Annotated in this window: 20 protein-coding genes and 1 pseudogene; 1 reads left to right on the forward strand and 20 read right to left on the reverse strand. The window is 63.6% G+C overall.

Annotated features, from left to right (window positions below):
• Positions 1-258 precede the first annotated feature (258 nt).
• The 13 genes and pseudogenes from VQ042_RS02630 to VQ042_RS02685 all read right to left on the reverse strand — a co-directional run bounded on the left by VQ042_RS02630 (position 259) and on the right by VQ042_RS02685 (position 18,284).
• Positions 259-1,815, reverse strand: coding sequence for an adenylate/guanylate cyclase domain-containing protein (locus VQ042_RS02630; RefSeq protein ID WP_331815194.1), 1,557 nt, complete (start codon positions 1,813-1,815; stop codon positions 259-261).
• Entirely contained in the window at positions 1,796-2,182 is a 387-nt protein-coding gene (locus VQ042_RS02635; protein WP_331815197.1) for a response regulator, read from the reverse strand. The genes VQ042_RS02630 and VQ042_RS02635 overlap by 20 nt, the downstream gene beginning before the upstream one ends.
• Before the next feature lie 15 nt (positions 2,183-2,197).
• Positions 2,198-4,906: a response regulator gene (locus VQ042_RS02640; protein WP_331815200.1), complete on the reverse strand. Its 2,709-nt coding sequence runs from the start codon at positions 4,904-4,906 to the stop codon at positions 2,198-2,200.
• Between the two features lie 5 nt (positions 4,907-4,911).
• Positions 4,912-5,631, reverse strand: coding sequence for a Tll0287-like domain-containing protein (locus VQ042_RS02645; protein WP_442880015.1), 720 nt, complete (start codon positions 5,629-5,631; stop codon positions 4,912-4,914).
• A gap of 465 nt (positions 5,632-6,096) precedes the next feature.
• Positions 6,097-7,527 (reverse strand): SNF2-related protein, encoded by a 1,431-nt coding sequence (locus VQ042_RS02650; protein ID WP_331815206.1) that lies wholly within the window; start codon positions 7,525-7,527, stop codon positions 6,097-6,099.
• Positions 7,528-8,368: 841 nt separating this feature from the next.
• Complete coding sequence (locus VQ042_RS02655; protein ID WP_331815209.1) at positions 8,369-8,641, reverse strand: hypothetical protein; 273 nt, start codon at positions 8,639-8,641, stop codon at positions 8,369-8,371.
• Between the two features lie 405 nt (positions 8,642-9,046).
• Complete coding sequence (locus tag VQ042_RS02660) at positions 9,047-9,838, reverse strand: EAL domain-containing protein (protein ID WP_331815530.1); 792 nt, start codon at positions 9,836-9,838, stop codon at positions 9,047-9,049.
• 15 nt (positions 9,839-9,853) lie between these two features.
• Positions 9,854-11,593: a PAS domain-containing protein gene (locus tag VQ042_RS02665; protein WP_331815212.1), complete on the reverse strand. Its 1,740-nt coding sequence runs from the start codon at positions 11,591-11,593 to the stop codon at positions 9,854-9,856.
• Positions 11,594-12,005: 412 nt separating this feature from the next.
• On the reverse strand, positions 12,006-14,492 hold the full coding sequence (hrpB, locus tag VQ042_RS02670; RefSeq protein WP_331815215.1) for an ATP-dependent helicase HrpB: 2,487 nt from the start codon (positions 14,490-14,492) through the stop codon (positions 12,006-12,008).
• Positions 14,489-14,782 (reverse strand): ATP-binding cassette domain-containing protein, encoded by a 294-nt coding sequence (locus VQ042_RS25910; protein WP_442880016.1) that lies wholly within the window; start codon positions 14,780-14,782, stop codon positions 14,489-14,491. Before VQ042_RS25910 ends, hrpB begins: the two co-directional genes overlap by 4 nt.
• Positions 14,783-14,975: 193 nt before the next feature.
• Positions 14,976-15,248, reverse strand: a pseudogene (locus VQ042_RS25915) (ATP-binding cassette domain-containing protein); the annotation flags it as partial.
• A complete protein-coding gene (locus tag VQ042_RS02680) occupies positions 15,245-16,975 on the reverse strand; it encodes an ABC transporter permease (protein ID WP_331815218.1) in 1,731 nt (576 codons plus the stop codon). The gene VQ042_RS02680 and the pseudogene VQ042_RS25915, both read right to left, overlap by 4 nt.
• 67 nt (positions 16,976-17,042) lie before the next feature.
• Complete coding sequence (locus VQ042_RS02685; protein WP_331815533.1) at positions 17,043-18,284, reverse strand: ABC transporter substrate-binding protein; 1,242 nt, start codon at positions 18,282-18,284, stop codon at positions 17,043-17,045.
• A 145-nt stretch (positions 18,285-18,429) separates the two neighbouring features.
• On the opposite strand from VQ042_RS02685, the gene VQ042_RS02690 reads away from it, so the two are divergent.
• Positions 18,430-19,185 (forward strand): SDR family NAD(P)-dependent oxidoreductase, encoded by a 756-nt coding sequence (locus VQ042_RS02690; protein ID WP_331815221.1) that lies wholly within the window; start codon positions 18,430-18,432, stop codon positions 19,183-19,185.
• Between the two features lie 15 nt (positions 19,186-19,200).
• On the opposite strand, the gene VQ042_RS02695 is transcribed toward VQ042_RS02690, so the two are convergent.
• From VQ042_RS02695 to VQ042_RS02725, 7 genes are all read right to left on the reverse strand, one after another.
• Positions 19,201-19,848, reverse strand: coding sequence for a hypothetical protein (locus VQ042_RS02695; protein ID WP_331815224.1), 648 nt, complete (start codon positions 19,846-19,848; stop codon positions 19,201-19,203).
• A gap of 1 nt (position 19,849) precedes the next feature.
• A complete protein-coding gene (locus VQ042_RS02700) occupies positions 19,850-20,455 on the reverse strand; it encodes an HdeD family acid-resistance protein (protein ID WP_331815227.1) in 606 nt (201 codons plus the stop codon).
• 89 nt (positions 20,456-20,544) lie between these two features.
• Positions 20,545-21,129 carry an NADPH-dependent FMN reductase gene (locus VQ042_RS02705; RefSeq protein ID WP_331815230.1) on the reverse strand — a complete coding sequence of 195 codons (585 nt, stop codon included), beginning with the start codon at positions 21,127-21,129 and terminating at the stop codon, positions 20,545-20,547.
• Complete coding sequence (locus tag VQ042_RS02710; RefSeq protein ID WP_331815234.1) at positions 21,126-21,767, reverse strand: class I SAM-dependent methyltransferase; 642 nt, start codon at positions 21,765-21,767, stop codon at positions 21,126-21,128. Before VQ042_RS02710 ends, VQ042_RS02705 begins: the two co-directional genes overlap by 4 nt.
• A gap of 30 nt (positions 21,768-21,797) precedes the next feature.
• Positions 21,798-22,421 carry a class I SAM-dependent methyltransferase gene (locus VQ042_RS02715; RefSeq protein ID WP_331815237.1) on the reverse strand — a complete coding sequence of 208 codons (624 nt, stop codon included), beginning with the start codon at positions 22,419-22,421 and terminating at the stop codon, positions 21,798-21,800.
• A gap of 121 nt (positions 22,422-22,542) precedes the next feature.
• Positions 22,543-23,685 carry a molecular chaperone DnaJ gene (gene dnaJ / locus VQ042_RS02720; RefSeq protein WP_331815239.1) on the reverse strand — a complete coding sequence of 381 codons (1,143 nt, stop codon included), beginning with the start codon at positions 23,683-23,685 and terminating at the stop codon, positions 22,543-22,545.
• Positions 23,686-23,832: 147 nt separating this feature from the next.
• The gene (locus VQ042_RS02725; protein WP_331815241.1) at positions 23,833-24,915 is read right to left on the reverse strand and encodes an acyltransferase family protein; all 1,083 of its coding nucleotides are present in this window, start codon (positions 24,913-24,915) and stop codon (positions 23,833-23,835) included.
• Positions 24,916-25,173: the final 258 nt, after the last annotated feature.

The following is a 25,173-nucleotide window of genomic DNA, read 5'->3' on the forward strand; positions in this document are numbered from 1 at the left end:
GGCTTGTCTGGTTCCTGCAAGCAAGCCAGCCAAAAACGGCGAAACCGCATACGTCCAAACGTCTTTCCGGGTGCGTCGCTTCAACGGCTTAGCCATTATTCAGGGCGGACTAAATGGCGGAGAGGGGGGGGGATCGAACCCCCGATACGCTTGCACGTATGCCGCATTTCGAGGGCGGCACTCCTTCCGCTTAACAATCGGTAGCGTCGTGGCTTTAGAGATCCGATCGCGACCCGACCCGGTTGCCCGCTGAAATCCCTAATCCACGATATAGACTGTCGCCCTGCCCACGCCGCGTATGTCTATTTCCCGGGCTGCGACAGATACGGCCGAACTGCTTATAGCTGCCAACGTAGCTTGGGAAATCTGAATGCGGCCGGGAAGTCCGAGGGACTCAAGCCGACTCGCAACGTTCACCGTGTGCCCCCAGATGTCGTAGACAAATCGCTTGCGGCCTATCACACCGGCAACCACTGGGCCAGTATGGATACCAACCCGCAAGCGGAGCGCTGGTTCGATCTCCGTCGAGTTCTTCATTTCATGGATCATCGCTCGTCCAAGCGCGACGGCAGCTTCGGCATGGTCGGGCCGCGGATCCGGAAGCCCAGCAGCAGCCATGTATGCGTCGCCGATCGTCTTAATCTTTTCAACACCGTATCGTTCGGCCAGCTGGTCGAAACGCGAAAACAACGCGCCTAGCCAGGAGACCAATGTCGATGGGGAGGTTCGGGACGCATGTTCGGTAAAGTTGACGATATCGGCAAAAAGGATTGTGGCGATATCAATTTTGTCGGCGATCACCGTTTCGCCGTTCGCCAGCCGACGCACAACCTGGCTCGGTAAAACCGCATGGAGGAGCGTGTCAGCGCGCTCACGCTCACGTTCGATCTCCGCCAGGTAGCCTCTTTCGCGCTCACGCCATCGACCGCGCTCGAGACAGGAACAGATGCGCGCCCGCAAAAGCACGGGGTCTACAGGCTTGGTCAGGTAATCCTCCGCCCCAGCTTCAATACAGCGTATGACCGCATCGTCCTCTTTCAAGCCGGATACCATTACAACAGGGATGCTCCGCCAACGCGCATCACCTTTGAGACAAGCCAGCAATTCGATGCCGTTCATGTCCGGCATTAAAATATCAATAAGTATGAGATCGAAGGTCTCTACTTCCAGACGCATAAGTGCAGCGTGAGCAGAACTGAGAGCGGTAACATTGTGTCCGCTGCGCTTTAATCGTCTCGACAGAACATCACGACTGGAGGCGGTGTCGTCGATCACCAGTATATTGCCGTGATCTCTGATTGTTGGAGTTGGGTGCGCCGCGATTGTTCGCGACAGGCCGGCAGCGATGGCCGCCTCGCTGTCACTGCCGTATTCAATATTGAGCTCGCTGCGAGAGAACGATACAATATCGTCAATCCGGCCGAGCAGGCTCTTGCTTTCACGGATGACACGGTTAATATCCGCGACGAGCACTTCGGGCAACGCATCACCGAAATCCTCCACGACCATTTCTGAATAACCTAGGATTGCGCTAATGGGCGTCCTGAGCTCGTGACGTAGTGAGGTCTCGACATCCAGCGAGTCGGCAACCTGTCCTAGATCTCCGGCTACCAGACGGTGGACCTGTTCACTAAGCGTTCGTGCTGCCGCCAGAACCCGATCCAGATCGGGCTGAGCTCCGGTGAGGCCAGCATCGCGCGCATCCTCGACGATCAACTCTTGGCATCCAAGTATCGCGTCCGCTGGCTCGGACAGCCGCTGCGCGATCTGGGCCAGGTATGCGCGCCGGCCGAAATCATTTTGCTGGAGCGACACTTCGGCCTCCAGTTAGGCGGACGATCTTATCGAGCAGGTCGGGCCATTCGATTGGCTTCGTCTCATAGTCCGAGCAACCCGCGTTCATTGCCTTTTCGCGATCGCCTGCCATTGCATGAGCCGTGAGGGCAATAATTGGGATTGTTGCGGTCGACGGTTCGGCTCTGATCCGCCGCGTCGCTTCCCAACCGTCAATGATCGGCAGACTCATATCCATCAATATTAGGTCTGGGCGTGCCGTGGCGCTCGCCTCAACGCCAGCTTTGCCATCTATCGCTACCACTACCTCGTAACCCTTGCGCTCCAATCGCCGGGAGAGCATATCGCGGTTCATCTCATTGTCTTCTACGACAAGTATCTTCACCATCGTTGTTCGAGCTCCTTAGACGTCTTCCAACGTGGCCACATGACGTTTCAAAGCCGCAAGAAGATCTGCACGCCCCGCTTGTCCCTTTCGCACCACCTCTCCCGCTCTTGTGCTTAGCCAGTCGCGTTCCTCCCGAGTAAGATCTTTTGACGTTACGACCACGACTGGAAGATCCGCGAGGTCAGGCCGTTCTCGTAGCGCCGTGAGCAGGGCGAACCCATCCATCTCGGGCATCATCAGATCGAGCACCACCAGGGTCGGTCGGGCGATTTCCAATTGCTCCAGTCCCTGGCGACCATTGGCGGCCTCGCGCACTTTCCAACCTTCTCGCACAAGAATTCGGCGGAACAAGGCGCGGGTCGAAGCATCGTCCTCTACGATCACGACCTCACGACCCCGGTCGCAGGCAATAGCGTCAAGCGTCGAGATCAGCTCCCGCGGATCGATGGGTTTGATCAAATGGTCGGTCGCCCCGAAAGCGAGTCCCATCTCACGATCCGGGACTACCGTGGCAAGGATAACCGGAATGTCGCACAACGTTGGATCGGATTTGATTTCCCGGAGCACGGACCAGCCGTCGCGCTCTGGCATCATGATGTCGAGGATTATCGCGTTTGGTCGTTTTGTGCGCGCCATTCGTAAGCCCGCGGTGCCACCAGTGGACTCTACAACGTCAAAGCCAGCGCCGCGGACCGCATGAGATATCATCCGTCGCGCTCGTTCTTCATCATCTATGACAAGCACTCTACCGCGAGGTGCAATTGCCTTTGGAGCAGAGGATACCGTGGCGTCTGTTTCAAGAGGCCCCTCGACGGCTCCCTTTGCAGGAATTTGCAGCCGAAAGATCGATCCCTTGCCGGGCGCGCTTTGGACGGTAATAGAGCCGTCCATCATGCGAACGAAATGTTGAGTAATGGCGAGGCCAAGACCTGTTCCGCCATAGATACGTGTAGTCGAAGAATCGACCTGTACGAATTCCTGAAACAATTTTGATTGCTGTGTCTCCGACATGCCGATCCCGTCGTCGGATACCGCAAATTCGATCCAAGACGCAGAATCCCGCACGAAGCTAGAAACTCTCAGGCGAATTTCGCCACCGCTTGTAAATTTTGTGGCGTTTGACAGCAAGTTGAAGAGGTTTTGGCGCAACTTTGTCTTGTCGGTTTCTATTTCATCCACGTCAACTTCAGCATCCAAAACAAATCGGTTCCCGTTTTTGCTAAACAGGGGACCCATGGTCCCTTTCACCTCGGCAAGAAATGGAGTCAGCGCGAAGCGCTCGATGTAAATCTCCATCTTCCCCGCTTCAATCTTCGACAAATCCAGCACGTCGTTGATCAGCGCGAGAAGGTGGCGGCCGGAGCTCGTGATTTTATCGAGGTCGGCCACGAAGTTGTCTTCACCGATGGCACGCGCATCCTCGCTGAGCATTTCGCTATAGCCGATGATCGCATTTAGCGGGGTTCTCAACTCGTGGCTCATTGAAGCGAGAAAGCGGCTCTTAGTTTCGTTCGCCACCTCCGCATCGCGACGGGCCCCCTCGAGATCTTCCTGTCTCTGCTTGAGATCAGTAATGTCCGTATAGACAGCGACGGTGCCACCCTCCGGAGTTTTACGCTTTGCAATGCGAAGCCAGACACCGCTTGCAAGTCGCAGCTCAACCATCTCCCGAGGCTCACGATGCCGCAGAAGGGCCGTTCTCACCCACTGCTCCGGGGGGATTTCGCCGATGTCAGCCGTGCCTCTTTTGACCTGCGCCCAGGCCACCTCCTCAAAGGATCTGCCAGGCTGCATCAGGTCGGCGATATCAGAAAAGATCTCAAGATAGCGGCGGTTGACCATCACCAGCCTGTCGTCCGGGTCGTAAAGTGCAAAGCCGTCTGGGATGGTTTCGACCGCAGTCACTATCGCATTGCGTTCTTTCTTAGCCGCTGCCTCCAAATGCTGTCGCTCGATTTGGCTCTCCCGCAACATCCTCAACGTCGTCGACATTCGTCCAAATTCGTCGGTCCCTTCTGGCGGGAGTATAAGTGCATCGCTTCCAGCAGTTAGCGCGTTGATTGCTCGATCGATTCGTCCAAGCGGCACTAGTATCGAACGCAGCACCAACCATGTGAGGAACGCTCCGACGACGACGATAGAAGCGACTGCGAGAAGCGATCGACGGTATACACTGCGTGCAGCCTCTGCAGCTGCATCGCGCGCCATATCAGCTTCGGTCTGCAGTCTTTGGCCGAGCGTGTTTAGCGCGCCATCGATCTCATCGCTGAAAGTGCGCGCCCCTGCTAGTAGTGCGTTTCCGATGACACGGTTGCCGTTTGTATAGGCATCAACTGCCTGCATAGCTTTTTGATAATAGGATTCAGTTCGTTTCAGGATCGTTCCGGCTGCTTCAGGTGCGAACTCGTCCAGGGTTCGCAGATCCTCTGACAGCGCGGCCCTCGCGGCTTCCGCGCGACGCTCTGACAGTGTCAGCATGCTGACCGACAGATCGGTTAGCCAGTAGCGCATCTCGCCGAAATGCTGATGAGCGCTCTTCGCTACGGCAAATTTGTGGAAGCGTGCGTTGACATCATCTAGACGTTGCTGGTTCCGAAGAAGATCATGCGTCATCACCGCGACGCTGACAATTAGAGCTCCAAGAAGCGCTGATGACAATAAGACTAGTCGAAGCGGTATCTTACGGTTTGCGAGCCGAGCGATCCAGTCGTGAGTTGTGCCCATGGAGCTCACCTGAAGAGGGTGATAGAAATCGCCCCCGCCAAGTCGCCTTCTTCTCCACCTTCCTTCGGATAACCCGTGACATCGAGTTCGCCTTTCGGCTCCCCGTGACAACTGAGGCATGAAACTGAGTAGTATTCTGGAATGAGCATCCGGAATGCGCCGCGCCCAGAATGCTCTGCCTCCTCGACGAAGGAATCTCCGTGGCGCCAATCCGCTCGCTGTAGGTGATCGGCAAATACAAATTGCTCCCAGCTGTCCGGGCGTGCCTTTCGATTGCGCACCAGATCATTCGGTGCCGTCACCTTTAGCAGCGCTTCCGAGCCAACCTTCTCAGCAAAGCGCTCGTTCACCAACCGTGCGAATACCGCGGGGATAAATCCCTTAAAGGCTATGCCCTCAGCGTTAATAAGTGACTGATTTTCATTGAGGATTTCCCGAATAGAATCGATCTCTGCATTAATGAGCTTTCGCTCTCGGTCATTCAAAGTTTCGCTAAGGGGACGATGCCCTTCTCTTTCCTCAAAAAGAGCCACCGCCTCTTCCACCACACGCTCACCAGTGAGCTGCTTGTCTCCCGGCGACGGATCGTTGATGAGCTCCTGATGATTAGAAATGACGCTACGTGCGGCTCGCAACAATGCAGCCAGTCGAAGGCCCGTCGCTTGGTCCTCGGAAGCAGAGTTCGTCAGCGAGGTCGAGCCAGTCGACAGCATGAACGTGAACATGAGGACAAAAGTCAGCAATCGTATCATGTCGATACCTCGTGCCGCACCTGAGAAACATACCTCAAAAGCGATCGTTGGGGAAGCACATGGCTTCACTGCCAAAGCCTTTGAAGGCGCTCGCGAAAACCGTTGCCGCTACGAGCGAAGTGAATGACGGTCTGAATCTCGCGAGCCGGAACCAAGGATAGGCAGCCAGGAGCAGGCGGACACTGGAAGCATCCCCCCTGCCGGGGACGCGGTCAATCTAGGGCTTCGCCTCACTGGGCCCGATGCCAATCCACCGGGAAGGCTCCACGCCGCAAATGGATGTAGCCCCCTATTTGGCGCACCGCAGGAGAGGGATTGGGTTGGCACCGTTCAATACCGAGTGTCGCCTATGGATCACGCCAGTGCAGTGGAAAATCAGTTCCGTGCGGCGCAATCAAGATCCGGCTTGTGAAGAACCAGCGTTCGCTGACATCAAGGTCACGTCGCATGATTTAGTTCGTGAGCGATTTCCTCGAGGAGTGCCGTGTCGTCTCCTGCCATGCCATCCATTGATGCCATCCGCGAAACGACGATCGCGGCGATCTTTTCTTCTACCGTGCCCTCCGCATAGGTGTAGTAGATGACGGCAAGCTGTCCATCGCGATGACAGCGTCCTTCAATTTGCTGCAGCTGGATGGCGCTGTGACGCATGTCGTGAACAACGAGCGATCGCTCCCGGTCCCCGCCGGGCATCTCGCCCTTATGCAGCGAGATCGACTCCGTCACCGTGAATATCACCACGTCCATCTGACCAGTCTGGAAGGCGACGCGGGTTCTCTCGTTCTCTTCAGCGGACCGCTTGCCGTTAATTTCGCCAACACTCCGGCCACGGCCTCTCAGGCTTTCGGCCAGCATCGCGCTGGTTTCGAGGAATGCCACAGAGATTGCGACCTGCTGACCGTTGTCGAGAAGATCGTCGACGAAGTCGGTCGTGCCTTTTACTCGGATCAGGCTGGCCTTCTGGCGAAAGCGCAGATCGGCTGCCCAGCCTGTAGGACGCCGCGTGGAACCACCAGCAAGCCCGAGCTCGCGCCGAAACTCGCGCCACGTGGCCTCGTAGAGACGCTTGGCCTCAGCATCTAGCGCAGTCGGCGTCCGCTCACGTTGCACTTCTGGCCAGCCGGCGATCTGCTCCGGTCGTCGCCGCAAACCGATCGCGTTCACGCCCTTGTAGAGCAGCTCAGACATAACCTTCCGGTCTGCCACGTTCGGCTCCCAGCTCCAGTTCTTCCAGCGCCCCTTAGATCGGCCGATTTTGAGCCGCTTCATTAGTGCGCGGAATTCGTCCATGTCGCCGGTCGACCCGCCGGTTGCGATGGCAAGAAGCCTTCCGAGATACGACAGCTCGTGCGGCGACTGGCCAGCCGTGGCGCTCATGTAGATCGTGAACTCGGCTGCGGCTGCGAGATGCCGGCAAACGAGGCCCTGCTGCGAGGCAGGGTTGCGAATGCGGTGGCTCTCGTCGATCACCACCAGCGGCCAGCGTCGCTTCAGAGTTCCGAGCTTGGCGAGCTCGTTGTTCTTCGCTCGGGTCGAGCGCTTGTTGCTGGAGACCGGAGGGGCCATGAACGACTTCGTCCGCTCGAAGTTGATGATCGTGATGTCTTTTCCGGTCGCAGGGGACCCGGTAATCGTTCGCCGCCATTGCGGGATCGCGCCCTTCGGGCAGATGATCAGCACCTCCTGATCCGGCATGGCGCTGATTGCGCTCCACGAGGACAGCGTCTTACCCAATCCCGTGAGGTCTCCCAGCAGGAACCCAGGTCGGTCACTCTTCCTGGCTGCAAGGATCGCGTCGCGAGCCTCGAGCTGATGAGGTCGCGGCACGAACACGATCTCCGTCGCCGCGTTCAAATTTTTGAAGGACAAGCTTCCTCAATCATTGCAGGTAAGATCGAACACGAGATGCGCCCTGGTCGACTCAGTAAGGGCACTGACTCGCTCCACGAGCCTCTGCGCTACCCATCTAGCAGCCCCGCATGAACGTGCGCCAGCGGGTCTCCCAGAGGCTCTACCGATTCCGACGATCTGAGAAGGAACTATTCACCCTCGAGGACGATCGGATTCTTGATGTCGCCCTCAGTCATGTCAGCCAAGCCGATCGACAAGGTCGACCGCCTTCAGATGGCTGTAGCGCTGCAGCATTCGGAGCTCCTTGTGACCCGGATCCGATACGTTTCTGAGGAGGCGCTCCGCTTGGCTGGCGTGATCTCGACGACGTAGCGCTCGAGGAGTTCGCGGACCGTCATCTTCTCGGCAACGCGCGTGTCTGGAAGATTGCCGCAGCGGTCGAGTTCAGCCTCGAGACTCCGGGCCCACTTTTCGGCGTCTGCCTTGCGTCGAAGCTCTTCGCACGCGGCTGGAGACCTTTACGGCGAACCATCGCCTGCCAGCGTCCACGCAGTTTCCGTATCGTCGCCATGAAAGTGCTCCTCGTCTGCACCTCCACGCGTAGGAGACCGGTGACTCGGCGCCAAGGATGAATCCCAGATATTCCGACCGGCCAAGGGTTGCAGCCGAGCCAGCGCACCTTCCCGCATCCGTTGCGCTCGGTTAGCTTCGGGTCTCGGGAAATCGACAGGTGATGATGCTGAGCGGCTTGCCGTTAGGCATCGACCATGCACGAGAGCCGTAGCTCAGCTTTTTTCCCACAACTCCGCGAGAAAGAGGGCGGCGTGAAATACGTCGCCCTCTCGGCACAATAGTAGCCTTATTCTGCGGTGAGCAGTTTGCGCATAGCCTCGGCGAGCTTCGCTTCTGCCTCGTCGTGGCTTCCCGCTTCGTGCAGCGCCATGCCCTCATCCTTCAGGGCGGTGACTTCCGTCTCGAGTTCTTCGCTCACTTCCATCTTCGCGAGACCGGCCTCAACCGCTGCAGCGTCCATCGGACAATGAGCGGCAAGAGCGGGCGTGGCCAAGAGTGTGCTCGTTACGGCAAGTGCTATCCATTTCATGATGTGAACCTCACGGTGGGTGTCGAACATCGACCAGACGTAACGATAGGGATGCGGGAACTGTTCCTAGCGAAGAGTGGAACCGGAAGCCTGCGACAGGGCGGCTGGGTTTGGAATGGCGAGCTTTGCGCCTGCATCACAGCCACTGGGGCGGCATTGGTGCTCGGCGTGCCGACTTCGGCGTCCTCATCGTGGTTTGAAAAGAGCACTGGCGTGCGTGGCCCCTATCGTGAGGTGATGGCTCTGACGGCCCTCAACATCGCGGCCTTTCTGCTCGCAGTCTCTTCAGTGAGCGCATGACGCTGTCGTCTCGGGCCGCAGCTTTCCCGCGCTCTCGGTGGCACTGTGCCGCGTTTGTGCCGATTCATCGTTGGCGTGATCACGACCAAATTGAGGGACGCTGCCGCAGTCTGGCTGGCAAGGAGTAGCCGGTGATTATCTGCCCAAAGTGTGCTGCTCTGCTAAGGCAGTGTTCGATTTCTCGCCTAGCACTCCCGTCTTAGAATTGAGGATTCCCTCGAGGGAACAAGGTCGGTGAAAATGGTAACCTTGCGCAAAACCGACCCCTATATCCTGCAAAATCGCAACTGATGCTGCGTCCTCTACACATTCCGCTACAACAGAGATATCAAGATTCCTGCAGATGTCCGCAACAGATCGACATATCGCCGAATCAATCTCGCAGTTTGCTATTTCTCGGATGAATTGACCGTCTATTTTGAGATAATCTATCGAGAAATTTTTGAGATAGGAGAAAGAGCTTAGGCCGCTGCCAAAGTCATCAAGGCTCACCCTGCATCCAAGCGCCCGAACGCCATTTACGAAATCGGCCGCGGCGCGGAAGCTATTGATTGCCGCTGTTTCTGTGATCTCAAAGCAAATCCTGGCAGGAGCAATCCCCGAGCGCATGAGACCGTTCACAACAAAAGAAAGCAAAGACGGATCGCTTATGGACTGAGCGGAGACGTTGATCGACAGGAGTGCGCCGGATGAGTGGTCGGAATGCTGCAACAACGAGAAACAATGATCTATAACGTAGCGGTCCAAAGCGACCATTAGGCCAAAGCGCTCGGCAGCTGGGATGAATTTCGAAGGGGGCAGCAAAATTCCGTCACGCTTCCGCAGGCGAGCTAAAACCTCGAAGCTTTCATCTACGCGGGGCGACGAGGACAATGAAACGATTGCTTGGGCGTATAAGATGATGCGATTTTCTCTCAGCGCATCCAGAAGCTCCCCAGCAGACTAAACGTCCGCGAGATCTTCCTCCACAGAGCATGCGCTTGAATTGTGTATCACCGACTTATTGCGCCCAGAAGATTTTGCCGCGTAGCAGGCAGCGTCTGCAAAGGCCATCGCTGATTGACGATCTCGAAAGATGCTGTCTAACATGACCGCTCCTATACTGCAGCCTATGTCATAAGATCGTCCGCTCCATATGGGACGTGCGTTGTTGATCTGCGCAATAATGTTCTCACAAATCTGCGAGAGTGTATGGACGTCATTGATACTGACAACGGCGGCGAATTCGTCACCGCCTAATCTAGCCGCTAATGCTCCATCCGGTAGGCAGGACTGAAGAACCTCAGCGATCCGTTGGAGAAGCGCGTCGCCAGCTGCATGCCCTGCCGTGTCGTTGACGAGCTTGAACCGGTCGAGGTCTATGAAGATCAGTCCGTAGGCTGTTGAGTCCGCAAGGTCAGCGACGATGTCATCGAGGCGCGCATCGAATGTCGCGCGGTTCAAGAGGCCAGTCAGATGATCATGTTCGGCTGCGTAGGCCAACGACATCTGATGCTCCCTCTGCTCCGTTGCGTCCTGGAAAATTGTGATGGCTCCGATAAGGAAGCCGTCGGCATCGAACATGGCGGACGCGCGGTCACTGATCGGCAAGACCGAACCGTCCTGTCGTAGTAGGCAGGCATCCTCGCGACCCGAGACTGAAGACTGGAGGGCGAGGGCCTGGCTGGCGATGTTGAGAATCGGCTGGAGGTTCGTTGCATGGACCACTAGCATCGTATCTGACAGCAAGGTTCCGAGAACCCGGGTGCAGTCATGCTGCAAGAGGTGACAGGCAGCATTGTTGGCGTAGGTAATTCTTTGTTCGCGATCGACAATAACTACACCGTCGGCGATTGCGTTGATGGAGTTCCGGAGGAATTCCTTCTCAGCCAGAACTGCGTTCTCTCGGAGAACTCGTTCAGTAATATCGAAAACGCTCCCAATGAGCAGGGTAGAGCCGTCGTTGAGGCACACCCTACGGGTCAACGCGTGAACATGGCGGATTTCACCCGAAGGGCGGACGATCCGATATGTCGTGTCGACGGGCATGCCATCCTGCAACAATCGAGCTGCAGAGTGTTCAGCAGCTTTGGCATCGTCCGGATGCAACCGTTGATGCCATGTCGCCTGCGGAACTTCATTCGGGCCGGCGTCAAGCCCGTAGATGTCCCGCATGCGCCGGTCCCAGATCGTTCGCCCGGTCGAAGGCTCGAACTGCCAAACACCGATGCGACCGACTTCCAAGGCAAGTTCGACACGTTGTCTCTGCAGAACGAGATCCTGCATCAACTGCTTCTGACCCGTTATGTTGGTTTGAACACCGATCAGTCGCGTAGGTTGCCCGTCCTCGTCCCACGCTACGGCACGACCGCGATCTAGAACCCAGATGTAGTGACCGTCGCGATGTCGCAATCGGAATTCGGTCTCAATCTGCTCGGTGACCCCTGCCAGATGCTGCTCGCCGCTGGCGATCGCCTTTTCGCGGTCGTCGGGATGTATGAGTTGGAGCCACAGATCCGGATCGTCACAGAGGACGTCGGAGCCATAACCCAACATGCGATTCCACCCATCGGAGTAGAAGCACTGGTTGCGGAGGAGATCGGCGTCCCAAACGCCGAGATCAGCACTGTCGACAGCCCATTCGAAACGATCGATCGAGGGATCTCGTGCAGTCGGAACATTCTTCGCGCTTGCTTGGCTCATTCCTCACTCCACCGAGCGGCGAGGCCGCACAGCACCGGTAGCAGATCATGTATCTCGAAATCATTGATGAGATATCTGACGCTGTGCCGGACATGTGGCTTTAGCTGTCGAGTGCCTTGAGCAGAGCGCTCAAACCCTTGCGGGTGTAGGGGCTGCGAAGGTAGCAGCGGACGCTTCGGAGGGCAGCAGCGCTCTATCCAGCTGAGCTACGGGTGCCCGGGGCGCGGGCGGGATCCGGCGTGCGGATTGCATGATGCGAAAACTCCCTAGCCGATCCGGGGCCGGACGGCAAGAAGCGTTGATGCGGGATGCGTCGCAGGGAAGATGCGGGATGCGTCGGCGAGGGATCTGCGGACGGAAATGGTCCGCGGTTTTCTGCAGACCTCGGGCGTGCGGTTGTGGCCACCGGATCTCACGTCCCCCGCGGCTTGGCGCGGGCGGTGGCCTTGGCCGCTGCCGGGTCCTCGGGCCAGGCATGACGCGGATAGCGGCCGCGCAGGTCGGCGCGCACCTCGGCCCAGGAGCCGGCCCAGAAGCCTGGCAGGTCGCGGGTGATCTGGATCGGGCGATGGGCCGGCGACAGGAGTTCGACGGTCAGCTTCAGGCGCCCGTCGGCGATCGTGGGATGCTGCGACAGGCCGAAGAGTTCCTGCACCCGGATCGCCAGGACCGGCTGGTCCGCCTCGTAGCGGATCGGCACGCGCGAGCCCGTCGGCGCTTCGTAATGGGAGGGGGCAAGGGCCTCGAGCCGGTTGGCGGCCTGGGGTGGCACCAGGCCGCGCAATGCCTCGGAGATCTGCCCCGGGGTGATCTGGGCCAGGCCCGTGACACCCGGCAGATAGGGCATCAGCCAGTCTTCGAGCCCGGCCAGAAGCGCGTCGTCGGACAGGTCCGGCCAGGGATCGCCATAGGCGCCGGCCAGGAAGCGCAGCCGGCGCAGGAGCCGCTCATTGTCCTTGCCGAGGGGCAGGGCGGCGAAGCCGAGGCGGCGCAGGCCGTCGGCGAGGGCGCGCATCGTCGCCTCGCCCGTCGGGGTCGGCAGCGGCGCCTCGCCGAGGACGGCGCGCCCGAGCCGGCGCACCCGGCGGGCCCGGACCTGCCGCGCCGCGGGGTCGAAGGCGACGACGTCCTCGCTGACCCCGCGCTCGCCAACCAGCCGGTCCATCGCTTCGGCGGACAGGCGCGCCGCCGAGGCGATGCGGCCGGCCCTGGCCTGTCCCTGGAGCTCGGCGACGACGAGATAGCGCTCGCGCGACAGCCCGGCCGCCGCCTCCACCACGCCGCCGCGGCCACTGGCCAGGACGAAATGGCCATGGGCACCGCGCGCCACCGCAATGCGGTCCGGATAGGCAAGCGCCAGCAATTCGCCGGGCTCGGATGCCGGATCCGCCGCACCCGCCGGCGCGATGGCCCGGGCGTCGGCGGCGATCCGGCCGGCGAGGCTCGCCGCGGCCCTGGCGCGGGGCGAGCGGTCGCCGGCAAAGCGGCGCAGGCGCTCGCCAAGATCGATGTCCGGCCCGCCGAGGCCGCGTTCGGTCAGAAGGACCGCCAGCATCGCCGCGTCGCGCCGCGCCCCGTCGCCGGCCGCGACCACCATATGGGCGAGGCGCGGCGGTAGCGGCAGGGCGCGCATGGCCTCGCCGGTCGGCGTCAGCCGGCCGCCGGCGTCGAGCGCGCCGAGCTCGGCGAGAAGCGCTCGAGCTTCGGCGATGGCCGGGGCAGGCGGGGGATCGAGAAAGGCGAGATCGGCAGGCTCGCCGACGCCCCAGGCGGCGCAGTCGAGGACGAGGCCGGCGAGATCGGTGGCCAGGATCTCCGGCCGGTCGAAGGGCGCGAGCGCGGCCGTCTGCTCCTCGCGCCACAGCCGGATGGCCGTGCCCGGCGCGGTGCGGCCGGCCCGCCCGGCGCGCTGGTCGGCGGCGGCCTTCGAGATGCGCACCGTTTCCAGCCGGGACAGCCCGGTCGCCGGCTCGAAGACCGGCTGGCGGCGAAGGCCGGTGTCGACGATCACCGACACGCCGTCGATGGTCAGCGAGGTCTCGGCGATCGAGGTGGCGAGGACGATCTTGCGCCGCCCTGCCGGCGCCGGGCGCACGGCACGGTCCTGGGCCGCGCCTTCCATGGCGCCATAGAGCGGCGCCACGTCGACCGACTCGCCCACCAGCGGTCGCAGCCGCTCGGCGACGCGCTCGATCTCGCGCTGGCCGGGCAGGAAGACGAGCAGGCTGCCGGTCTCCTCGGAGAGTGCTGCGCGAACGGCGGCGACAGTTGCATCCTCTACCGGTTCGGTGCCCGGCCGGTCGCGATAGCGCAGCGCCACAGGGAAGGCGCGGCCGTGGCTCTCGACGACCGGCACGGGGTCTCCCCCGGCAGCGCCGAGCAGCGTCGCCACCCTGGCCCCGTCCAGCGTCGCCGACATGACGAGGATCCGCATGTCCTCGCGCAGCGCCGAGGCGACGTCGATGGCGAGCGCCAGGCCGAAATCGCCGTCCAGCGAGCGTTCGTGGAACTCGTCGAAGAGGATGGCCGAAACGCCCGACAGTTCCGGGTCGGACAGGATCATGCGGGTGAAGACGCCTTCGGTGACGACCGCGATGCGGGTCCGGCGCGACACACGGGTGTCGAGGCGCATTCGCCAGCCGACCGTCTCGCCCACCGCCTCGCCGAGGAGGTCCGCCATTCGCCGTGCCGCGGCCCTGGCGGCAAGCCGCCGCGGCTCGACGAGAATGATCTTGCCGGTGCCGAGCCATGGCTCGTTCAGGAAGGCGAGGGGCACCAGCGTCGTCTTGCCGGCGCCGGGTGGGGCGACGAGGACCGCGCGGCCGCGATTGGCCATGGCGGCAGACAACTGGCCGAGAACGTCGCGGACCGGCAGGTCGGGCAGAGCCGGGGCCGTCACGAGGCGGCTCGCGCGCCAAGATCCACGATCGGCCCGCCCGCGGCCTCGGCGTCGGCGCGGTCGTGGGTGACGAGCAAGGCCGGGATCTGGCGCTCGGCGACGAGGTCGAAAACCAGTTGCCGGACGGTCTGGCGCAGATCCGTGTCGAGGCGCGAGAAGGGCTCGTCGAGAAGCAGCGCCTCGGGATCGGCGAGCAGCGTGCGGGCCAGGGCGACGCGCGCGGCCTGGCCCCCCGACAGGGTCGCCGGGTCGCGGTCCAGATGGCCGGGCAGGCCGACCCGCTCCAGCATCGCCTCGGCGCGCGCGCGCCGAGGCGCTGCTGGAGCGGGGCGGCCGGCCCCGCCCGCTGGCCCCCGCCCCCGCGACCCAGGCGGGGGGGCCCCGCCCCCCCCGCGCCTGGGGGCGCGCGCCCCGACGATGGCGGCCCTTCAGCCCGGGCGGCAGGCCAAAGAGCAGGTTGCCGCCCACCGACATGTGCGGATAGAGCAGCGCGTCCTGGAAGAGGAGCCCCACCCGGCGCCGTTCCGGCGGCAGGCCGGTCAGGTCGCGGCCATTCAGCAGCGCCCGTCCGTCGGCGGTAAAGGCGGGATCGAGAAAGCCGGCGATCAGCGCGAACAGCGTCGACTTGCCGGAGCCGGACGGACCCATGACGCTCAGGGTCTGGCCCGGCGGCACCAACCGGTCGATGGCCAGGAGCCGGCGGGTCCCGAGCCGGATCTCGACCGCGTCGAGGCGCAATCCGTCATCTGTGGTCATGGCGCCCTCATGCCGCGCCGGCCGCGCGCAAGCAAGACCGGCGCGAGGCTGGCAGCCGCGAAGGCGAGAAAGGGCAGCGCGGTCTGGAGCAATGCATAGGCGCCGATGACCCGGCGGTTGCCGCCGGCGGCGAGTGCCACGGCCTCGGTGGTGATCGTCGGCAAGCGGCCCGCGCCGATCAGCACCGTCGGCAGGTACAGGCCGATCGACACCGCAAAGCCGATGGCGAGCGCGGTGAGGATCGGGGCGGTCAGCATCGGCAGCCGGACGCGCAGGAACGTCGCCCAGCCCGAGCGGCCGAGGCCCGCCGCGACCCGCTCATAGCGTGGATCGAGCGCAAACCAGGGATCGGCCAACGCCAGCGCCGCATAGGGCGCCACGAAGATCAGATGCACGGCGACCAGCAGCGGCAGGGAGGGCGTCAGGCCGGCGACGAGGGTCAGCACCTGCAGCCCGAAGACGAAGGCAATCTGCGGGACGATCAGCGGCAGGTAGATGAGCCCGGCGATTGCCGACGGCAGGCGGACCTCGCCGGCGCGCGCGGCGAGGAACCGCCGTCGCCGGGCTTCCAGGAGGATGACGACGAGGCCGAGCGCGATCGTCGCCGCGGCCAGGGCGACGACGAAGCTCGTCCAGAGCGGGCCGCCGGCGGAATCGAGGGTGCGCTGCCAGCTCTGCAGGTTGAGGGTCGGCGGCAGAAGGTCGGGAAAGCCCCAAAAGCCGGCGACCGACCACAGGAGGAGGAGCATCAGCCCCAGGAAAACCGCCAGGCCAGCCAGCGGCACCGGCAGGGCGGCGAAGGCTCGCCATGCCGCGTCCGAGACATGGCGTCGGCCCTTCCCGGCTTCCCGGCGCACCAGATAGCCCCCGGCTCGCTCCACACCCAGCCAGGCGAGGATGACGGCGAGCGTGACCACCAGCTGTACCAGCGCCCCCGCCGAGGCCTGGAAGCGCATGGCAAGGTCGGGATCGTTCATCCAGCCGATCAGCCGGACGGCCAGGGGGGCGGGCGTCGAGGGCCCGAGGATCAGCGCGACGTCGACGACGGCCGAGGCGAAGGCGGCCACGGCGATGACCGGCAGGCGGATCTGGCGATAGACCGACGGCCAGACGGTGAGGAGAAAGCCGGCCATCCGCCCGTATCCCAGCGAACGGGCCAGCATCTGCCGCCGCTCGGGATCGGCCTGGGGCAGCGCGGCGAGGGCCACCAGCATCAGGAACGGCATTTCCTTGGCGACGAGGGCCGCCATCATCGCCAGTGCGTACGGATCGCCAATGATCAGGAGGTCCGGGGGTCGCTCGAAGCCGAGCGGGATGGCGGCAAGGCGGAAGAGGAGGCCCGACGGGGCGATCAGGAAGAGGATTCCGAAGGCTGCCGCGGCATGGGGCACGGCCAGAAGCGGGGCGAGCGCCTGGCGCATTACCCGCATCGTGCGGCTGTGCGAAAACGCCGCCAGGAACAGCGCCACGCCGGCGAGCGAGACCGCCGTCGTCAGGAGCCCGGCCGCGAAGCTGAGGCCCATGGAGACGCCGATGCCGGGCGCCGCAAGAACGTCGCGCAGCGGCTGCAGCGAAAACCCGTCGCCGCCGAGCGCCGGCAGATAGCCGAAGGCCGGCAGAACCACCCCGGCCAGTCCAACGGCGACGGGCGCGGCGAGGAGCAGCGCCAGGAGGACGGGCACCGCGCCGAGTACGGACGCCTTGCGAGGGCCGGCCGGGCCGCTCATGGCGTCACCGGTCCGGTGCCGATGCATGCGCGATGCCGAACGGCCGGCAGGGATGGCGGCGCCTGCATCAGCCGCCGTAGCGGCGCTTCCACTCGTCCTCGATGCGGGTCATCCAGGAGGCGTGGGGTTCCGGCAGGACCGGACCGAGCTCGGACGGCGGCAGGGTGGCGACGCCCCGGTCGATGGCGGCGAAGGCCCGGCGGTCGGCCGGCTCCAGCCGGTCCATGGCCAGCACCGTCGGGTCGCCCCAATGGACGGGGTCTTCCTTGCGCAATTGCGCCTCGGGCGAGATCAGGAAGTTTGCGACCACCATCGCGCCGGCCTTGGCCGAGGAATTGTAGGGAATGGCGACGAAGTGGGTGTTGCCGAGCGTGCCGCCGGGAAAGGTGAAGGAGCGCACCGTGTCGGGCAACTCGCCGGCGGCAATGCCCGCCGACGCCTCGGAAGGGTTGAAGGCGAAGATGATGCCGAGTTCGCCGTCGCCGAGAAGCTGCTTCATGGCGGGGTAGTTCTGCGGATAGTCGCGGCCCTCGCGCCAGAGCACCGGGCGGATCGCGTCCAGCCACGCCCACAGGGGCGCTGTCGTCGCCGCGAACGTCGCGTCGGTTGCCGGCTCCTGGAGAACGGCGGCATCGGGTGCCTGCTCGATCAGCACCTGCTTGAGGAAGCTCGAACCGATGAAGTCCGGCGGAGCCGGGTAGGAGAACTGGCCGGGATGGGCCCTGGCCCATGCCAGGAGGGCGTCGGTGTCCTTCGGCATGTCGGCGACATCGCCGCTGCGGGCCGTATCGGAGAAGAACACCATCTTGGCGCCACCCCAGGGCGATTCCTGGCCCAGGGTCGGCACGGTGAAGTCGGTCGTCACGCTGGGATTGCCGGTGTCGACATAGCGCCAGTTCGGCAGCGCGGTCGCAAAGCCGTCGGCGAGAAGGCCCTGCTCCTGCATGGAGACGAAGTTTTCGCCATTGATCCAGATGAGATCGACCGAGCCGCCTTTGTCCTTGCCGGCGGCCTTTTCCGCCACCACCGCGGCGACCGCATTGGCCGTGTCGTCCAGCTTGACGTGTTGGAGGGTGACGCCGAACCGCTCTTCCACCGACTCACCGACCCAGCCGATATAGTCGTTGATGTTCTGGGAGCCGCCCCATGCGTGGAAATAGACGGTCTGTCCCTCGGCCGCCTGCAGGACGGCAGGCCAGTCGGACGGGTCGGGTTCGGCCGCCCGCACGGGCGCTGCGACGAGCAGTGCCGTCGCCAGAACGGCGACACACCGTATCGCGGCCAGGCGGGGATTCTTGCGGACTGGCATCATCAATTGTTCGTCTCCGCCACTGGGATCGCTTATGTGCATCGGCGAACGTGCTAGAAGCAACCGCACGCCGCGTGCCACCGGACGAGTTGATCGGTTCGTGATCGCCGGACGCGCGGATCCGAGTTCGAAAGGGCCTGTATCAATGGCGGACACCGCGCATGACAGTCGCAAGACGCTGGTTCTGACCGGCGCGTCCCGCGGCATCGGTCACGCGACCGTAAAGCGTTTCTCGCGCGAGGGATGGCGGGTGATCACCTGCTCGCGCCAGGATTTCTCCGACGATTGCCCCTGGCCTGCGGGACCGGAGGATCACATCCGCGTCGATCTATCGGACCAGGAAGACGTCGGCTTCGCCGTGTCGGAGATCCGGCGCCGGCTCGAGGCCAACGGTTCGGAACTGCATGCGCTCGTCAACAACGCGGCGATCTCGCCGAAGGGCGACGGCGGCTCGCGGATGGATTCGATCCGCACGCCCATGCATGCCTGGCGCGACGTCTTCCAGGTGAATTTCTTCGCCCCGATCATGCTCGCCCGCGGCCTGTTCAAGGAATTGTCCAAGGCGCGCGGCTCTATCGTCAACATCACCTCGATCGCCGGCGGCCGGGTCCACCCCTTCGCCGGTACGGCCTATGCCACGTCGAAGGCGGCGCTGAACTCGCTGACCCGCGAGATGGCCCATGATTTCGGCCCGGCCGGTATCCGTGTCAACGCGATCGCGCCGGGCGAGATCGAGACGGCGATCCTGTCGCCGGGCACCGAGAAGATGATCGACGACATCCCCCTGCGCCGCCTCGGCCAGACCGCAGAAGTCGCCGACGTGATCTACTTCCTGTGTTCGGGCCAGGCCTCCTACGTCACCGGCTCCGAACTCCACATCAATGGCGGCCAGCACGTCTGAGGACCGCACGACGGCTCAGTCCTTCGCGACGGTGTCGAGGGCCTTGTCGAAATCGGCCTTGAGCAGTGCGGCGAGCAGCGCCGGGAAGCGCTGTTTCGGGACGAGGCGGGCGAGCGTTTCCGCATCCGCGCCGAGGCAGAGCCTGTCGGCGGCCCGCAGCGAGCGCTTGTCGGCAAAGGGGTAGATCTCGTCCCAGGCGATCTGCTCCTCGCGAAAGAAGATGTCGACGCCGACATCGCCGATGCCCTTGAACGCCTTGAGACGCCTGCGTTCCTCGGCGGGGTCCCTGCCGGCCGCATCCCGCAGCTTGCGCAGGTCGCCGTCATATTCGGCGAGGCAATGATCGGCCATGTCCTTCAGGAACCGCGAGGTCTTTTCGTCGAAGCGCGCATAGCCGTTCCGGTTGAGGATGACCACGCGCGCCTTCCACGTCGCATCGGCCATGTGCCGGGCGGTGGTCAGCCCGGCATCCTTCAACGCCTTCGCCGCCCGCAGGGCCTGATCGGCCGAGATGCGCGCGGACGACAGATTGGCCGCCACCAGCCAGAGGAACAGCCCCATCGGCTTGTCCTGGCGAAGGTCGATGCCGAGATCGTCGGCAAAGCTCGTCCCGCCGCTGCGCGCCAGAAGCCGTTCGACCAGGACGTTCGGGGACGCCGCCATCTCAGGTCGGGCGGGTCGGGACATTGTTGCGCGCGTCGAGCGCCGAGAACAGCAGCGCCATCCCCGAGGTGATCAGCGAGATGCCGAGGAACAGGCCGACGGCCCAGACCGCCGTGCCCGGCAGGCCGAGGATCAGGAAGATCGCCAGCGCGACATCGACGATGCCGGAGACGACGAGCAGCCAGAACCGGCCGGTCGACTGCTGAAAGGCGCGGGCGATGGAGAAATTGAACAGGCCCGACAGCAGGAAATACAGCCCCAGCATCCATGTCAGGGTGATCGAGCCCGCAGCCGGGTCGTAGATGATGACGATGCCGAGAACGAAGGCGAGTACCGCCAGCAGCACGCTCGACCAGAAGCCCGGCGCCCCGGTAGCGCGGAACGCGCCGATCGTGCCGACAACGCCGGCGAAGATCATCAGCCAGCCGAAGAGCAGCGTGGTCGCGAGCGTCGCCGCGAAGGGCGCGAGGATCGCCAAGATGCCGACCGTGACCATCAGGCCGCCCTGGAAAGCGTAGGGTTTCCAGTGGTCGTGGAGGTGGCGCTGGACCGTCCGCTGCAGCTCTTCGGGGCGGATCTGCTGGGAGTTGTTCGGCTCGATCGTCATGTCGCGTTCCTGGTTCTTCACCGTTTCGGGCGGAATTCGCGAGGCCGCGTGGAGTTCCGCTTGTCCGCGTGCGTTCGGGCAGCGCGGCGTCAGCCGCGACGGCTGAGGCTGCGCGAGGTGTCGAGAAGCTTGTCGATCAGGGATTCCAGCGACGTGCGGGCGGCATCGTCGGACAGGCGGCCATTTTCGTCGAAGCCGTTGGCCGCATCGGCCACGCTGCATTGCTGGGTGATCACTTCGGCGCCCAGCGCCCGCATCACGATGCGCAGCGCCTCCAGCCCGCGCGTGCCGCCGAACCGGCCGGTGGAGGCCGAGGCGAGGCCGACGACCAGGCCCTTGAAGGGCTGCACGGGGCGGCCCTGCACCTTGCGCACGCGGCTTGCCCAGTCGATGGCGTTCTTCAGCACCGCAGGCATCGAGTGATTGTATTCGGGGCTGACCAGCAGCAGCCCGTCCTGCACGGCGATGCGATGGGCCAGAAGCACGGCATTCTCGGGAATGCCGACCTCCTGCTCGTGGTCGCCGTCATAAAGCGGCAGCGGATAATCCGCGAGGTCGAGCCGGGTCACCACAGCGTCGGACAGCGCCAGCATCCGGGTCGCCTCGGCCGCCAGCTTGCGGTTGTGGGAGGCCAGCCGCAGCGAGCCGGGCAGGACGAGGATGTTGGCGCTCACGACGACGCGGCCGTATTCGGCGCCGCTACGGTGTCCTGGGAATAGATCCAGACCCGTGCCGGCGGAATGTTGTTCCAGACCCGCGGCGAGGAGGAGACGGTAAAGACGCCCGGGACCGGCCGCACGGGCGGCGTCACCATGTAGGAGAGCTCAGTCAGGTTCCCGCCGGGCATGAGGCGCGAGAAATAGTCGGTGAACAGCGCCTGGCGCTTTTCCTGGGAAAAACTGACGATCGGGATCGCCATCAGGATCGCGGCGAATTTTTCGTTCCGGCGGTCGCCGAGCGTCTTGTCCAGCTCGAAGCCGTCGCCATTGATGACGTTGACGCCGGGAAAGCGGCGCTGCAGCTGCCGGGAGAAATCGGCGTCATATTCGATGGAGGTGATGCGCTCGGGCGCGACGCCGTGTTCGAGCAGCGTGCGGGTGACCACTCCGAGGCCGGGGCCCAGTTCCAGGATCGGTCCGTCGAGATCGATCGTGGCGTGCCGGACCATCATGTTGCAATAGGCGCGGCTGGAGGGTGCGACGGCGCCCATCTTGACGGGGTGGCGGACCCAATTGGCGAAGAAGCGCGCCCAGTCCCCCTCGTAGCGTTCACCTGCCTCTTTGGTCTGCCCTTGTGCGCCGTTGCCCGCCATCTGCCTTCCTCTCGTGTCGTGCTGCCGCCGTCAGGCGGATCGATATACCAACACGCGGGCCGGCGGCAGGTTGCGCTTGATCCACGGACTGGTGAGCAGTTCGGCGCCGATCCGCTCGGGTTTGACCGGCATGGTCAGGGCGTAGGAGAACTGGATGAAGGGTGCGCCACGCGCCATCCGGGCCAGCGAGCCGCCGATGACGCGCTCGCGCTTCGCGTCAGGCTTGGTGAACAGCGGCAGGCTAGAAACGACCGCCTCGAGGCATTTGCCCTCCATGGCGCGGGTGACTGCGGCGTTGGGTTCGTAGGCATCGCCCTGGATGACCAGCGCTGCGGGAAAGCGGGCGCGCAGGAGCACGCAGAATTCCGGCGCGTATTCGACGAGGACCAGCGCCGCTTCTGGCACGCCCCGTTCGATCAGGCTCTGGGTGACGACGCCGGTGCCCGGGCCCAGTTCCAGCACGCGGGAATTGGTGTCGAAATCGGCCGGATCGGGAACGTAGGCGGCCATGGCCCGGCCGAGTGTGCGCGACGAGGGCGAGACTGCGCCCATCACCAGGGGCCGTTGCAGCCAGCCCCGAAAGAAACGCGCCTCGTCGCTGACCTTCTTGCGCTTGCGCAACGGGGTGATCTGGCGCGGCTCCGGGGTTCCCAACTCTCGTGTCCTCCAGTCCGGCCAGACGGCCCTGGTCAGGCATGTCTTGATGCCTTGATCGTGTAACGGCTTTACGACGCAGCCGTCGATACGACCTGCGTCCCACTCAACATGTCGCAGATCAATGTTCGCTCAACCCTTCGAAGAATTCCTTCATCCGCGAGAAGAAGCCGGTCGACTGGGGAGAATTGTCGGACGAGGAGATTTCCTCGAATTCCTCCAGGAGTTCGCGCTGACGGCGCGACAGATTCTGCGGCGTCTCGACGGTGACCTGGATGAACAGGTCGCCGACTTGCGGCGAGCGCAGCACCGGCATGCCCTTGCCCCTGACCCGGAACTGCTTGCCTGTCTGGGTGCCCTCGGGGACCTTCACGCGCGTCGTGTTGCCGTCCAGCGTCGAGACATCAAAATGCCCGCCGAGCGCGGCCGTGATCATCGAGAGCGGCACCTGGCAATACAGGTCGGCGCCGTCGCGCTGCATGAACTCATGGGGCTTGACCGAGAGGAAAATATAGAGGTCGCCGGCCGGTCCGCCACGCAGTCCGGCCTCACCCTCGCCGGCGAGACGGATGCGGGTGCCATCCTCGATGCCGGCGGGAATGTTGACCGAGAGATTGCGCTCTTCCGGCAGGCGGCCGTCGCCGCCGCACTTGCCGCAGGGGTCGGCGATGACCTGGCCGCGGCCCTGGCAGTTCGGGCAGGTGCGTTCGATGGAGAAGAAGCCCTGGGCAGCGCGAACCCGGCCGACGCCCGCGCAGGTGGGACAGGTCTTCGGGTTGGTGCCGGGCCTTGCGCCGGTGCCAGTGCACTCGTCGCATTGGATCGTCGTGGGCACGCCGATCTCGGCGGTCTTGCCCTCGAAGGCCTCCTCGAGACTGATTTCCATGTTGTAGCGCAGATCCGAGCCACGCTCGCGTCCGCTGCCGGGCTGGCGGCCGCCGCTGCGGGCCCGTCCGCCCATCATCTCGCCGAAGATGTCGTCGAAGATGTCGGCCATGGAAGAGGAGAAGTCGCCGCGGAATCCGCCACCGCCGCCACCATTCTGGAAGGCTGCATGGCCAAAGCGGTCGTAGGCCGCTCGCTTCTGCCCGTCCTTGAGGACCTCGTAGGCTTCCCCGAGTTCCTTGAACTTCACCTCGGCTTCCGAATTGCCGGGATTGCGATCGGGGTGATACTGCATCGCGAGCTTGCGAAACGCGGTCTTCAGTCCCTTTTCGTCGACATCGCGGGACACGCCGAGCATCTCGTAGTAATCGGCCTTCATTCACGCTTCCATGGGTTCTGGGCAGACGATCTCGGCGGCAGCAGGGGCCTTGGCCCGCCGCGCCGCGACAACTCGCCTTCGATGTAGGAACGGCAGGAGCGCGATACCATAGCGTGAGGCCGAAAGGAACTCTGCCTTGCCTACGGGTCAGGCCGAGGCCATGCGGGCCGGGCTGCCCTCCGGCGGGCGGGGACCGGCGATCCAGCCGCCGAAGCGTCTCTCGACGAAGCGGTCGGACAGCATGGCCACCACCACCGTAGCGATCATCGGAACGATCCAGAACACGTAGAAATCGACGATCCCGGCCGGCTCCAGGATGCGCTGCCAGATCACCGTCAGGAAGAAGAATTCCATCACCGGATGCAGCAGATAGATGCTGAAGGAGACCCGCGTCACCGGCATCAGCGGCGCCAGCGCCGCGGTGGAATCCGGCCTGGCGGTCTCGGCCAACGCGGTCGCGGTCAGGGCGGCGGCCAGAAGCATCAGCGTCGGGTAGGGTGGCGCTTCCAGGATCATGGCGGCGGCAGCGGCCATGCCGAGGATGATGCCCGGCCAGTGACTCTCGATGGTAATCATGCGTCGCGCGACGACCACGGCGATGATCGCGCCCATGATGAAGTCGGCGAAGGCCCGGTAGGCGCCCAGCGTGTCCGCGTCGGTCCAGTGGCCCGAGGGGAAGACGCCGCGCGTGGAAGCGTATTCCAGGCCACCCAGCCAGACGGCCAGCAGGGCGAACAGGCCGAGCAGACCCTTCCAGCGAAAGGCCAGGACGATGAGCGGAAACAGCGCATATGCGAAGAACTCCGCGCTGACCGACCAGGACGGATAGTTGAGCGCGAGTTCTTCCGTGAAGCCCAGGGCATGGAGGGCCAGGAGATGGAACGGCAGCGCCGCGACGTCGCGAGCCCAGGGATGGTTGGCAGATCCCCAGAAATAGGCCAGCACCGCAACGCCGACGAAGAACATCGTGGTGAGGAAATGCAGCGGGTAGAGGCGCGCGATCCGCCGCCGCATGAAATTGGCGTAGTCGCCGGTCGTGTGGATACGCGTCGCGTAGCGGCTGGCGATAAGAAAGCCGGAAATCATGAAGAACATGTCGAGCAGCGGCAGCAGCCGGCGCAGGAACTGCGTACCGGTTTCCACGCCATAGGGTGCATAGAAGAGGAAATGATAGGCCATGACCAGAATTGCCGCAGTCAGTCGCCAGCAGTCGAAGACGCGGAAGTGCATGGCTGCTCCAGTGGCGGACCGATCCGGACCCTGCGCGGGTCGCGGAGACGGTGGGCGGCGTTCCTGTTCCCTGTCCGATTGGCGCGCAAGAGACCGCAATCTGCAAGCGAAGGATGAATTAACGATGAATCGTCGCGTCGTCTGGATGCGTCCAGACCGCCGCACGCGCCCGTAAGGCCGCAGGTTTCGAGCGCTGGAACGACAAAAGCCCCGGCGCGCAGGCCGGGGCTTTTGTCTGTGTCTCTGTGGGTCGGGAGC

Origin of the sequence: Aurantimonas sp. A2-1-M11, assembly GCF_036549475.1 — a bacterium.
Classification (GTDB): Bacteria; Pseudomonadota; Alphaproteobacteria; order Rhizobiales; family Rhizobiaceae; genus Aurantimonas.